The organism is Chryseobacterium sp. Leaf405 (assembly GCF_001425355.1).
Classification (GTDB): Bacteria; Bacteroidota; Bacteroidia; order Flavobacteriales; family Weeksellaceae; genus Chryseobacterium.
This window is the reverse complement of record NZ_LMQN01000019.1, coordinates 68911-81731: the sequence shown is the minus strand read 5'-3', so window position 1 is coordinate 81731 and position 12821 is coordinate 68911. Positions and strand designations below refer to the sequence as shown.

Annotated in this window: 11 protein-coding genes; 5 read left to right on the top strand and 6 right to left on the bottom strand. The window is 35.2% G+C overall.

Features of this window, described 5'->3' with window-relative positions; genetic code table 11:
- Positions 1-2 precede the first annotated feature (2 nt).
- The 4 genes from ASG22_RS19105 (at position 3) to ASG22_RS19090 (ending at position 4198) form a co-directional block, all read left to right on the top strand.
- A complete protein-coding gene (locus tag ASG22_RS19105) occupies positions 3-740 on the top strand; it encodes an ABC transporter ATP-binding protein (RefSeq protein ID WP_055988080.1) in 738 nt (245 codons plus the stop codon).
- Between the two features lie 321 nt (positions 741-1061).
- Positions 1062-2279 (top strand): ABC transporter permease, encoded by a 1218-nt coding sequence (locus ASG22_RS19100; protein ID WP_055988078.1) that lies wholly within the window; start codon positions 1062-1064, stop codon positions 2277-2279.
- Between the two features lie 166 nt (positions 2280-2445).
- Positions 2446-3474, top strand: a complete 1029-nt coding sequence (locus ASG22_RS19095; RefSeq protein WP_055988076.1) for a sensor histidine kinase — start codon at positions 2446-2448, stop codon at positions 3472-3474.
- Position 3475: 1 nt separating this feature from the next.
- On the top strand, positions 3476-4198 hold the full coding sequence (locus ASG22_RS19090; RefSeq protein WP_055988074.1) for a LytR/AlgR family response regulator transcription factor: 723 nt from the start codon (positions 3476-3478) through the stop codon (positions 4196-4198).
- Between the two features lie 60 nt (positions 4199-4258).
- Here the strand turns inward: ASG22_RS19090 and ASG22_RS19085 are convergent, their stop codons facing one another.
- From ASG22_RS19085 to ASG22_RS19055, 6 genes are all read right to left on the bottom strand, one after another.
- Positions 4259-5008 carry an SDR family NAD(P)-dependent oxidoreductase gene (locus ASG22_RS19085; RefSeq protein ID WP_055988072.1) on the bottom strand — a complete coding sequence of 250 codons (750 nt, stop codon included), beginning with the start codon at positions 5006-5008 and terminating at the stop codon, positions 4259-4261.
- 171 nt (positions 5009-5179) lie between these two features.
- Positions 5180-5620, bottom strand: a complete 441-nt coding sequence (locus ASG22_RS19080) for a hypothetical protein (protein ID WP_055988067.1) — start codon at positions 5618-5620, stop codon at positions 5180-5182.
- 125 nt (positions 5621-5745) lie between these two features.
- Positions 5746-7020: an alpha-amylase family glycosyl hydrolase gene (locus tag ASG22_RS19070; RefSeq protein WP_055988064.1), complete on the bottom strand. Its 1275-nt coding sequence runs from the start codon at positions 7018-7020 to the stop codon at positions 5746-5748.
- Between the two features lie 304 nt (positions 7021-7324).
- Positions 7325-7918, bottom strand: a complete 594-nt coding sequence (locus ASG22_RS19065) for an IS1096 element passenger TnpR family protein (protein ID WP_055988062.1) — start codon at positions 7916-7918, stop codon at positions 7325-7327.
- Positions 7919-8044: 126 nt separating this feature from the next.
- A complete protein-coding gene (locus tag ASG22_RS19060; protein WP_055988061.1) occupies positions 8045-9076 on the bottom strand; it encodes a sensor histidine kinase in 1032 nt (343 codons plus the stop codon).
- 50 nt (positions 9077-9126) lie between these two features.
- On the bottom strand, positions 9127-9804 hold the full coding sequence (locus ASG22_RS19055) for a response regulator transcription factor (protein ID WP_055988059.1): 678 nt from the start codon (positions 9802-9804) through the stop codon (positions 9127-9129).
- A gap of 191 nt (positions 9805-9995) precedes the next feature.
- Between ASG22_RS19055 and ASG22_RS19050 the strand changes: the two genes are divergently transcribed.
- Positions 9996-12788, top strand: coding sequence for a TonB-dependent receptor domain-containing protein (locus tag ASG22_RS19050; RefSeq protein WP_055988058.1), 2793 nt, complete (start codon positions 9996-9998; stop codon positions 12786-12788).
- The last annotated feature ends 33 nt before the right edge of the window (positions 12789-12821 follow it).

The window sequence follows — 12821 nt, the reverse complement described above, 5'->3', positions numbered from 1 at the left end:
CAATGAAACCCATCATCAAAATAGAAAACCTAAAACGTGAATTCCGAATGGGTGACGAAATTGTTCATGCCTTGAAAGGAATCGATTTAATCATTAACAAAGGAGAATTTGTGACCATTATGGGAACCAGCGGTTCAGGAAAATCTACGTTTTTAAATACTTTGGGGTGTCTCGACCAACCAACTTCCGGAACGTATGAACTGGACGGCGTATTAGTGAAAGATCTAAACAAAAACCAACTTGCCGAAATCAGAAATACCAAAATCGGTTTCATCTTTCAATCCTATAATTTATTAGCAAGAACAAGTGCTTTGGAAAATGTTGAATTGCCCTTACTTTATAATTCAACGATTTCGTCGGAAGAAAGAAGAGAAAGAGCTGTAAAAGCTTTACAGCAAGTCGGTCTTGAAAGCAGAATGGGACACGTTCCAAGCCAACTTTCGGGAGGTCAGCAACAGAGGGTTGCAATTGCGAGAGCTTTGGTCAATCATCCTGTTATTTTATTGGCCGATGAAGCGACAGGAAACCTTGATACAAGAACGTCTTACGAAGTCATGAATCTTTTTCAGGAACTTAATGATGAAGGAATTACAATCGGATTTGTGACCCATGAAGAAGACATTGCGAAATTCAGTAAACGAACCGTGATTCTTCGGGACGGAATGATAAAAGAAGATAAACTGGTAACCGACAGGCTCATTGCCAAAGCAGAACTTGAAAAGTTACCCAAAACAGAATAAAATTGGATATTATATTAGTTAGCTTATTACAATGAAGACGAAATAATGCTGTTTTTCTTTTGCAAATCTGACATGAAGTAGGATTAGAAGTGGTTTTTTAAATGTTTAGATTGAAAGATTTGCAAAAGGTTTTTAAAGAAAAAGTAGGCACAGAATAAGTCCATCAATTTATATTAATTAGCTACAATGAAGAGGATGTAATGTTGTTATCTTTTGCAAATCTGACATGAAGGAGATTTTTTTGAAAAGCGAAGTTGTTTTTAGAGTGTTAATAATAGAAGGCAGATTTGCAGAAGATTTTTTAAACCAAAAATTAAAGTTATGAATTTCTCAAACTTATTAAAAATAGCCTGGAAAGCCATTATCCTTAATAAAACCAGAGCCATGCTTACGATGCTCGGAATTATCATCGGGGTAGCTTCCGTGATTGCAATGTTGGCAATTGGTGAAGGTTCAAAGGAAAGTATCAAGAAAAATATTTCAAGTATGGGAGCCAATCTCATTACCATTCGTCCCGGTGCAGGTATGACAGGCGGTGTACGTTCGGATCCTTCCGCGATGCAAACTTTGACTTTAGCAGATTATCAAGCGTTGAAAGCTCAGGTAAAATTAATCAAAGACATTTCACCATTAGTGAACGGAAGCGGACAAAGTATTGCAGGTTCAAAAAACTGGCCGACTTCCATGTACGGAACTTCACCGGAATATCTGAAGATCCGTGATTGGGGCGTTGATAAAGGCTCAATGTTTACCGATGATGATGTTGAATCTTTCGGAAAAGTTGCGGTTATTGGAAAAACCGTTCAGGAAAATCTTTTCCCCAATGAAGATCCGATCGGGAAGATGATTCGTTTTAAAAATATCCCGTTCAAAGTCATTGGAGTATTAAAGGAAAAAGGTGAAAATACCTTCGGACAGGATCAGGACGACATTATCATTGCGCCTTACACTGCGGTTCAGAAAAGAATTTTGGCACAGACTTATCTTCAGTCAATTGTTGCTTCATCTTCAAGTGAAGAAGATTCTGAAGCTGCAGTAAATGAGATTAAATCCGTCATGGAAAAACAGCACAAAGTAAAACCTGATCAGGATAATGATTTCAACGTTTCGTCTCAACAGGAAATTATCTCTATGTTCAGCTCAACCAGCGAAATGCTGACAATTTTACTGGTTGCTATCGCAAGTATTTCATTACTTGTCGGAGGAATCGGAATTATGAATATCATGTATGTTTCGGTAAAAGAAAGAACCAAGGAAATCGGTCTGAGAGTGGCAATCGGAGCAAAAGACAGAGATATTCTGATGCAGTTTTTGATAGAATCTGTTCTCATAAGCATTACCGGAGGCATTTTAGGGGTTGTAATCGGGATTATCGCCACTTTCAGCATTAAATATTTTGCAGGCTGGCCCGTTACTATTACGATGATTTCAATCGTTATTTCATTTGCGGTCTGTACGATAACAGGAGTATTTTTCGGATGGTATCCTGCGAGAAAAGCAGCACAATCTGATCCAATTAATGCGTTGAGATATGAATAAATAATTTTAATTGTTTGAAATCGAAAAGAATTTAGAAAAATTGTTCAATAAAAATGTAGAAGAAATGGTAGAAAAAATTTTAAATTCACTTCTTGAAAAGTTTCATCAATCAAGATTTTTTGAAGGATTAAAGAAATATAAATTTTAAAATGAAAGACTGTAAAAAATGGTCAATTTAAAAAATAAAAACGTTGAAATCAGCCTGCATTTTTTGATCTGGCTGGTTTTATTCTTTCTTCCTGCAGCTTTTTCTGTGGGTTCGGATGCAGATTGGAAAGACCTGTTCCGTCATTTTTGGCTGCAGTTAATATTCCTTGCTGTGGTATTTTATGCCAACTATTTATATCTCGTAAAATATATTTACGACGATAAAAAAGTATGGTTTTTTGTGGTTAATCTTTCTTTGATTTTAGCATTAATATTTTTCAAAAATCAAATTTTTGACATTCTGGAACCTCATCGTCGAAATCCTTCGGACAGAAAAAGACCTCCGGCTTCACTTTTTTATTTTATGGATACGCTGATTTACATGATTCCGGTAGCATTTTCGATTGCCATTAACGCCGGAAAAAAAATTCAGAAAGCCGAGGAAATGAAAATTGAAGCCGACAATATCAAACTTCAGTCTGAACTTCAACACCTTAAATATCAGCTTCAACCGCATTTTTTCTTTAATTCATTAAATAATATTTATTCTTTGATAGATTTTGCGCCCGACAAAGCGAAACAGAGCATTCACAGTTTGAGCAAACTGATGCGACATCTGTTGTACAAAACTGATGTTCCAACAATAAGTCTTTCCGAAGAAGTAGAATTTTTAAATAAATATATTGAATTGATGTCGCTGAGACTTACCGATAATACAAAGGTTTATACTAATTTTCCTAAAACGATTCCTGAGATGAAAATTGCCCCGCTGCTTTTTATTTCAATCGTTGAAAACGCTTTTAAACACGGAATTTCCGCAACTCAACATTCTGATATTCATTTTAAAATGGAAATTATAGAAACCGAAATTCATTTTACGGCTTCCAATTCCAATTTTCCGAAAACGGATGCCGACAAAAGCGGGTCAGGAATCGGTGTCGAAAATCTTAAAAAAAGACTTAATTTGCTGTATCCTGAAAAGCATGAATTTCATTCTCACCTCAACAATGAAATGTATATTGCGGAAGTGAAAATTATAACCAATTGATATGAAAAAACTAACCTGCTTAATTGCCGATGACGAACCAATGGCATTAAACTTAATTGAAAGTTATGTCCTGAAAACTCCTTTTCTGGAACTGAAAGCCAAATGCAGTAGTGCCATTGAAGCCATGCAGAAACTCGAAGACGAAAAAGAAATCGATCTTTTTTTCCTTGATATTCAAATGCCGGATCTTACAGGCTTGGAATTTTCAAAATTGCTTCCACAAAAAAGCAAAGTCATTTTCACAACAGCGTTTGATCAATATGCGATTGACGGATATAAAGTGAATGCTTTAGATTATTTGTTGAAACCATTCGATTATACGGAATTTCTAAATGCCGCAACGAAAGCCAGAAATTATTTTGAGAGTCTTCAACCTTCGTTAGAAAAAACAGAAAAAAAACAGGAATTTTTCTTCATAAAATCTGAATACAAACAAATTAAAATCAACTTTTCTGAAATTCTTTTTATTGAAGGATTGAAAGATTATGTGAAAATTTTCCTAAAAGATCAGCCAAAACCTATTTTAACGTTAATGAGTTTAAAGAAACTGGAAGAAGAACTTCCGTCTGAAAACTTCATGAGAATTCACCGTTCATACATTGTTGCGCTAAATAAAATTGAAGCGATTGAAAGAAATCATATCGTGATTGGCAAACAGCAGATTACCATTGCCCCGAATTACAAAGATTCTTTGATGGAATATATTGGCGGGAAAAGTTTTTAAATAAAAAAACGGGCTCTATAAAAACCCGTTTTGTATGTTATATTTGTGAAAATTATCTAATTAAACTGTGGTATAACCTCCATCAACAAGATAATAGCCTCCTGTCATAAATGAAGATTTTTCAGAACTTAGGAATAATACCAATTCTGCGACTTCTTCGGGTTTCCCCAATCTTCCCATCGGATGTTTTGCGATTAAAGCTGCCTTCATATCTCCACTGATAGCTTCTAAAAGAGGTGTTTCAATATAAGCCGGACCGACAGCGTTGCAACGGATATTTTTCTGCCCATATTCTGCACCAATATTTTTTGTAAGCCCCACAACAGCGTGTTTTGCCGACGTATAAGCCGATGAAAGCGGTGCTGCAACCGTTCCGTGTATAGAGGCCATATTCACAATCACTCCTCCTCCGTTTTTCTCCATTTGTTCCAGCTCATATTTGCAGCCGTAGAAAACACCGTCTAAATTTATACTCAACACTTTTCTCCAGCCGTCTAAAGTATAATTTCCCGTTAATTCCTGTTCGCCGCCAATTCCTGCATTATTGCAGGCGATATCCAATTTTCCGTAAATTTCTACAGTCGATTTAACTAAATCTTCCACCTGTTCTGCATTTGACGTATCTGCTTTTATGAATGATGCTTCGCCACCCTGTGATTTAATCTTTTCTACCGCTCCATTTCCATGTTCCTCATTGATGTCCGAAACAATTACTTTTGCCCCTTCTTTCGCATACAATTCTGCAATTGCTAATCCGATTCCTGATCCTGCGCCTGTCACAAGTGCTACTTTATTGTCTAAAATTCCCATATTGATAAAATTTTAATATGATTTTTATTACATTAACTTTTATCTAATTTACGATTAAAAATAGCAATTGCTTCCAAAGTAAGCAATAAAGTTTTCTTAAATTTTTGGATGAAATATTAATTATTTTAAAAATATATTTATTTAATACAAAATTTGATCTTTAAAATAAATTTACCAAATTTCTTCAACGGTCTGATTGACATTATTTATAGAAAAATCCTGTCCTTTACTTAATCCTGCCATAGCTTTTACCAAAGGCGATTCTGCAGAAACTGTCATGATTTTCTGATTTTCAAAAACGATCTCCCCCAACGAGGCAGAAATATAAAAAAGTCCTTTATTGGTTTTTACCAAAGCTCCGTTTTGTACCTTCAGTGAGGGTTCTCCATTAATTTTCTGAATGTATGATTGCTGATTTAACATTTCGTTCAGTTGACGCTGAAGGTTATTAATCTCCTGTTGTAACATTTCACGACCCGTTTCATATTTATCACCCATCGAACTTTTCATATCATTGCTTGAAGCTCTGGTTTCGGCAATGAGATTTTCCAGATTTCGAATTTTTTCGGTGATTTTATTTTTGATGAGTTCTAAAATTTTTGATTTTTCCATGTATAAAATCTACATTAAGTTTTCAAATGTATTAAATAAATTTTCTATAATCCTGAAATTACTCCATAAAAAAACGCAGTTTCAATCTGCGTTTTTAATTTTATCTAAAAATAAAAATGTAGAATTTATTTCTCAAAAACTGAATAATCTGAAATATTGAAATCAAAATATTTTTCATCATCAAAATTTCTTTTCGTTTTATCAAAAACATTTTTGAAAGGTCCTGATAAATGATCATCTTCGATGGAGAAATTAACAGCTTCTTTTGACATATTTAAAACTACCAGAACTTCGTCATTGCCATTCTTTCTTATGTAAGCTAAAATTTTATCATTAGCAGTTGTATTTAAAAGATAGGTTGTTAAATCAGGATCTCCGCCTCTTAAAGCCGGATTTGATGATTTTAAATCTAATAAAGTTTTATAAAAACCTGCCATTTCATAATTGTTTGTCCATTCGATTGCATCTTTTTCAAAAAACTCTAAACGCTTCATATTGGGAAGTTCCTGTCCGGAATACAACAGCGGAATACCATTCCATGTTGCTGAAAATACAGCCATTGGTTTTGTAATTACTTCATATTTTTCGTATTCTGTCCCGTTCCATGAATTTTCGTCGTGGTTTGTGGTAAACCAAGCTCTCATAGAACCGTCTCCAATTGCGGAATATTTTCTTAATAGATCTGTTAACTCCAAAAGAGGTTCATTTTGTTTATAATAATCGGCTGATTTATGCATCCATTTCCAAGAATAACTTGCATCGAAAACTTTTCCGTGTTCCGGACTTTCTAATTCATCAAATTCACCTAACCAGAAAAGCGGTTTGATTTTTTCAACTTCAGGGCGAGCCTGCTGCCAGAAATCAACCTCTACCCAAGAAGCTAAATCGCAACGGAAACCGTCGATATCAGTTTCTCTGATCCAAAATTTCATGGCATCGATCATTTCCTGACGCATTTCCTGATTTGTATAATCCAGTTCGATAATATCATCCATCCCTGAAGCACGGTGAAAACTGCCATCGGGATCTTTCAGGTAAAATTCGGGATGAGTTTTTGTCCAGATATGATCCCAACCCGTGTGATTTGCTACCCAGTCAATAATAACTTTAAATCCTAATCGGTGCGCTTCGTTCACCAGATGTTTGAAATCATCTAAAGTTCCGAATTCGTGATTGACAGAAGTATAATCTGATGCTGCATAAGGACTTCCCAAGCTTCCTTTTTTGTTTTCTTGAGCAATCGGTGTAATAGGCATAAACCAAAGTGTTTTCACACCCATCGATTTCAATCTTGGCATTTCTTTTTCAAATGCTTTGAAAGTTCCTTCTTTTGTATATTGTCTTACGTTAACTTCGTAGATATTTGTAGTATGTTTCCAGTTTTTAGGTAAATCTGTCATGCTTTTCTTTCATTTTTGAATGGTAAAGGAAACAATTCCCAAACCAATGGTGACTTATAAAATTAATATTTTTATTAATTCTCTTTCAACAAAAATAGGGATTGTGGCTGAAAAGAATGATTATTTGAGGATTAAAGTTGTTTGAAATTTAAATGAGTAACCGATTGTACATTTTGAAAATTTTTGATATTAAATTCGTCAAGTCGAGTATTTTTTTTAATAAAGTGAAGAAAAAATCTATCATAAAGTTATCACACAAAAAAGCCCCGAATTTTCATTCAGGGCATATATTTTTATACTTTAATTATCTTTCATCGTTGTCATCTTCGTCATCGAAAACATCATCGTTGTAGTCTTCTTCTTCCTCATCATCAAAATTGTCGTCATCTTCATCTTCAAAGTTACCACTTACCACCAAATCATCATCAAAACCGAAATCATCATCCATTAAAGGCATTGCCGATTTCTTTTTAGATCCTCCGTTACCGCTTTTGCTTGGCGCCTTCAACGGAACATTTCCAAATCTGTAAACCGTGATAGGATAATTAACTCCTTTTGTTTCGTCGATAACCTCTACCAATTCACAGAAAAATTCCCAAAGGTCAAGAAGTCCGTACTGGAACTGTGCTTTATCTCCTACATTTTCGAAAGCCTCATCGATGTATACATCCGACATAATCTCTCCATCGCCGTCATCACTCATATCTTCCAGCGGAACACTTTTTACAATCGTTCCGTCTTCTTCAAGCAGATTGAATGTAGAAAGCTCTTCTCCCTGTAAGCTGAATGCACTTTTAATTCCTAAATGCAAGTTCCATAGCGTCTGTTTTCCTTTAACTTCGACATCTCGGAAGATATCTTCTTTCGCATCTAATATTACGCGGATTTTATAAACCATCAGTTTTTAAATTACTTTTTGCCTTTGTTATGATAAATCTCTCTTGCAAATATAAAATAAATGAGAGGTGACAAAAAAATATTTCAGGATTTTTTAAAATATTTTTTTTCCTTACATTTTGCGAAATTATTTACTTTTTTCGAGCATAAAACTGAATTTGGTTCCTTCAAGGTATACACTTTCTACGGTAATGTTTTCGTCATGGGCTTCCAGAATGTGTTTTACAATTGCCAATCCCAGTCCGGATCCGCCTTCTCTTCTGCTTCTGCTGGTTTCCACACGATAGAATCTTTCGAAAATTCTTGGTAAACTTTCGGGTTTTATTCCCATTCCGTTGTCGATCACTTCTATCAGGACTTTATTTTTAAGAACGCTAGTCTTTACCACAACTTTAGCTTCCTGCCGATTGGCGTAGTGAATGGCGTTTGAAATTAAATTAATAAAAACCTGCGAAACTTTCTGTTTATCAGCATCCACAAAAATCTGCGGAAGAAGCGTCTGAATCTGTAATGTTGTATTGTGCTTTTCCGCTTCCAGATCTAATAAATCAAAAATCTCTTTGATCAAAACATTCACGTCGAATCTTGAAACGGTAAGATTAATCTCGCCAGCTTCAAGCCTGTTGATCATATCAAGATCTTTAACAATAGCAATTAATCTTTCTACAGAAATATCAATTCTTTCAAGATATTTATCACGGATGGTAAGATTATCTACCCCGCCGTCTCTGAGTGTTTCCACATAACCCTGAATAGAAAACAATGGTGTTTTAAGTTCATGAGAAACATTTCCGATGTATTCTTTACGGTAGCTTTCCATTTCCTTCATCGTATCCAGTTCGGTAACTTTCTGCTGATTTAAGTCTGAAAATCTTTCGCCTAATTCTTTAATGGTAATATTTTCATCATTCGCATGTACAATTTCCTGCGGCAAAATCTGCGAAAGCCCACGAATCTGTTTTTTACCGTAATAGGCAAAAAGTAGCTGGAGAACTAGATAATTAATGATAAAAATAGCGACGAGACAGACCAACAATCCTATTTTGAAGAAAGGGGTCTGGTCATAAAGATCCTTTAGCGAATCGAAAATGATTACTAAAAGAAACATCACCAATGTCAGAAGACAAGAGGCGACGAGTGTAAGTCTGTAAAATTTCAATTTTACAACATTTTAATGGTTAAGTAAAGATAATTAATTGAAATTGAGTATTAAACGATAAGTTTATACCCAATTCCTTTTAATGTCTGAATCGTGTTGATTCCTAATTTTTCTCTCAGTCTTCTGATATGAACGTCGATGGTTCTTTCTCCCACGATTACATCATTTCCCCAAACTCTCTCAAGAATTTCTTCTCTTTTGAAAACTTTTTCTGTGTTTGAAGCCAATAAATACAAAAGATCGAATTCTTTTTTCGGAAGCAAAAACTGCTGCCCCGCTTTGGAAACTCTGAAGTTGTCTTTATCGATCACCAAATCTCCGATTTCAATTAATTTAGCATTATCAGAAACCTGAGAAGTTAACTGTAATAATGCATTTACTTTAGAGATAAGGATTTTCGGTTTGATCAATTTTACAATGTAGTCGTTTGCACCAGCCTGGAAACCTGCCAATTGTGAAAACTCTTCGCTTCTTGCAGAAAGGAAAACAATTAATGTCTTTTGAAGTTCTTTTACTTTACGAAGTTCCTGACAAGTTTCGATACCGTCTTTTTCCGGCATCATGACATCTAAAAGGATAAGATCCGGAACAATTTCTTTGGCTTTATCAATACCTTCGTTACCATTTGTAGCGGTGTGAATGTCGTAGCCTTCTTTTTCTAAGTTGTAAGACAGAATCTCTAAAATATCCAGTTCATCGTCTATTAAGAGGATTTTCTTTTGGTTCATTTTCAATTTTTACGGCTCAAAGTTAATAATATTTTAATGACAGTTTAACAAAAGGGGGATCGTTCATATAAAGTTAACAATAATATCGTTTTGTTAATGTTTAGTTAAGAAAAAATTAAATTTCGCTAAACCATTTACCCCGTCAATTCTTTATTCCTTTGCACCGAAAGAATATAGTAAGATAAAGTAAAATGAAAAAACAATTCCACAAGAGCATTATGCTGCTTGCCTTGTTTTCCGCAGGCTTTGCTTTTGCACAAAGCCATGTATTAGAAGGTAGGATATTGGATGAGAAAGATAATACTCCCATAGAAGGAGTAAAAGTAAAGGTAAATGATCAGGAAGTGACGACTGACATTTCCGGAAACTACTCTTTCAATCTTCCCCCAGGAACCAACTACATTATAACGGTAACTTCCAACGGATACAATAGAAAAGAAATAAGTGAGGTAATTGTAAAGAATGATGCAAGTACCCATCTTGATATTGTTTTGGATAAACCCTCTACCAAAGAAAAACAAATTGAAGGTGTTGTCATAAAATCCAACGCAAGAAAAGAAACAATTGCATCTACTATTGGTTTGCAAAGAAATTCTGGAGTAGTTTCTCAGGTAATCGGTGTTGAAGCTATTAAAAGAAGCCCGGACAGAAATACAGGAGAAGTTCTGAAAAGAGTTTCGGGAGTAAGTTTATTCGACGGAAAATACATTGTTGTAAGAGGTTTATCAGACCGTTACAATCAGGCAATGTTGAATGGTATTCAGTTATCAAGTACAGAGCCGGACAGAAAGACGTTCTCTTTCGACCTTTTCCCTGCAAACGTTATTGAAACATTGGTTATCAACAAAACGTTTATTCCGGAATACAGCGGTGAATGGGCAGGTGGATTGATCCAGGTAAACACTAAAGATATTCCTAATAAAAATTTCTTTAACCTACAAGTTGGTGTCGGAGGAAACTCTATCACGATGGGACAGGAATTTAAAATGCAGAAAGGCGGAAAATGGGATTTCTTAGGAATTGATGATGGCTACAGAAAGCTTCCCGCAAATATGCCGGCGAAAAACTCTTTCACGATTTTGGATGATGCCGGTAAAACAGCAATCGGTCAACCCTATGTAAAAAATTTAGGATATAATTCTATCGGATTTCCTGAAAACGTAAACTTACAGTTAGACGGAGGTTTCAACACAAAACTTTTTGGAAAAGATTTAGGAGTAATTGCCGTTCTAAATTACAGTAACAATAAAAGAAGAACTGAAACTAAGAACAGTTTCTTCACGATCAACGATCAGCTGGCTGACACCAACTTTAATTATGACACTGAAAAATATCAAAACGATGTTATTTTAGGAGGTTTATTAAACCTTACTTTAAAGCTGAACAGCAACAACAAAATTTCCCTGAAGAATATCATTACCAATAACACGGTAAATCATATGTCTTTCAGAACGGGAAAAGATTTTGAATTTGATCCTATCAACGGAACCAACATTATCGCAAGAGAGATTGGATTTAAAGAAACTACTTTCTATAATTCAACTTTAAACGGTACTCATAAAATAGATGCTTTGGGCGGTCTTACTTTCAACTGGTACGGAAGTTTCGGTATTTTGGATCAGTATATTCCATTATTACAACGTCTTCAGTACAACCAGTATCCTGATATTAACGGAAGTCCTTATTTAGCATTAATTTCAAACGGACTTTCACAAAAATCAGGAAGTGTATTCTACTCTACACTTAGCGATTATTTATATAATGCAGGTGGTGATGTATCTAAAAATTTCGAACTATTCGGACAAAAACAAACCTTAAAAGGAGGATATTTATTCCAGGTAAAAGACAGAATATATAACTCAAGACCTTTCTCAGTAAGGTTAGAAGGTTACAATCAAGGATTACTTTCTCAGCCTTTCGAAACCATTTTCAATGCTGAAAACTTCGGAACAGACGGAAGCAAATTTACATTCGACGAAATCGCCGGAAACCAGTACAGATATATTGCCAATACGATTCTTAACGCAGGTTATTTACAAATGGACAATAACTTCACATCATGGTTCAGAGCTGTTTGGGGATTAAGAGTTGAAAACTTCGACCAATTGGTAGGAAGTACAAAAAGAAGCGACGACCGTTTTGTAAACACACGTGTTACCGACTTTTTACCTGCTTTAAACATGACATTCAAGTTAGCCAATAACATGAATCTACGTGTTGCAGGTTCGCAGACTGTTGTAAGACCAGAATTTAGAGAAGTTTCTCCGCTGGCCTATTACGATTTCGATTTGGGAGCTACAGTTGTGGGTAATAAAAACATCCAGAGAACTAAAATCACTAATGCAGACGTCCGTTGGGAATGGTACCCAAGAAATGGAGAAATCCTTTCTTTCGCAGGTTTCTATAAAAACTTTAAAAATCCGATCGAATTATATTTCAACCAGTCTGGTGTTGGTACAAGTAACACTTTCAACTATTTGAATGTAGATAAAGCCGATGCTTACGGAGCTGAATTGGAATTCAGAAAAAAACTGGATTTCTTCAGTGCTCTTAAAAACTTCACATTGGGCGGTAACTTCGCTTTAATTAAAAACAAGGTAACCGACGAGGCTACGAAGACAGACCGACCAATGCAGGGGCAATCTCCTTACACGGTAAACCTGAGTCTTCAGTATGACACTGAAAAAACAGGCTGGACTTCAACTGTACTTTTCAACATGATCGGAAGAAGAATTCTTTATGTAGGAAATGACCAAATCCCACCAATCTGGGAAGCTCCAAGACCACTTCTTGATTTTCAGGTTGCTAAAAAAATCTGGCAGAATAAAGGAGAAATCAAACTTAACGTTTCAGACATCTTAAACCGTCATGCGAGATTCTATCATGATCTGAACAATAACAAAAAATACGACAGTGCAGATGCACTTGCTATAGACAGAGTAACAGGAACTAACATCAGTTTAACACTTGGCTACAGCTTTTAAAAATTAATTAAACGAATATCTAATAAAAAATAA

What these genes read in the sequence shown, in the direction of transcription:
- ASG22_RS19105 (WP_055988080.1), top strand. Translation starts at nt 3, where the DNA reads ATGAAACCCATCATCAAAATAGAAAACCTAAAACGTGAATTCCGAATG.
- ASG22_RS19100 (WP_055988078.1), top strand. Translation starts at nt 1,062, where the DNA reads ATGAATTTCTCAAACTTATTAAAAATAGCCTGGAAAGCCATTATCCTT.
- ASG22_RS19095 (WP_055988076.1), top strand. Translation starts at nt 2,446, where the DNA reads ATGGTCAATTTAAAAAATAAAAACGTTGAAATCAGCCTGCATTTTTTG.
- ASG22_RS19090 (WP_055988074.1), top strand. Translation starts at nt 3,476, where the DNA reads ATGAAAAAACTAACCTGCTTAATTGCCGATGACGAACCAATGGCATTA.
- ASG22_RS19085 (WP_055988072.1), bottom strand. Translation starts at nt 5,008, where the DNA reads ATGGGAATTTTAGACAATAAAGTAGCACTTGTGACAGGCGCAGGATCA.
- ASG22_RS19080 (WP_055988067.1), bottom strand. Translation starts at nt 5,620, where the DNA reads ATGGAAAAATCAAAAATTTTAGAACTCATCAAAAATAAAATCACCGAA.
- ASG22_RS19070 (WP_055988064.1), bottom strand. Translation starts at nt 7,020, where the DNA reads ATGACAGATTTACCTAAAAACTGGAAACATACTACAAATATCTACGAA.
- ASG22_RS19065 (WP_055988062.1), bottom strand. Translation starts at nt 7,918, where the DNA reads ATGGTTTATAAAATCCGCGTAATATTAGATGCGAAAGAAGATATCTTC.
- ASG22_RS19055 (WP_055988059.1), bottom strand. Translation starts at nt 9,804, where the DNA reads ATGAACCAAAAGAAAATCCTCTTAATAGACGATGAACTGGATATTTTA.
- ASG22_RS19050 (WP_055988058.1), top strand. Translation starts at nt 9,996, where the DNA reads ATGAAAAAACAATTCCACAAGAGCATTATGCTGCTTGCCTTGTTTTCC.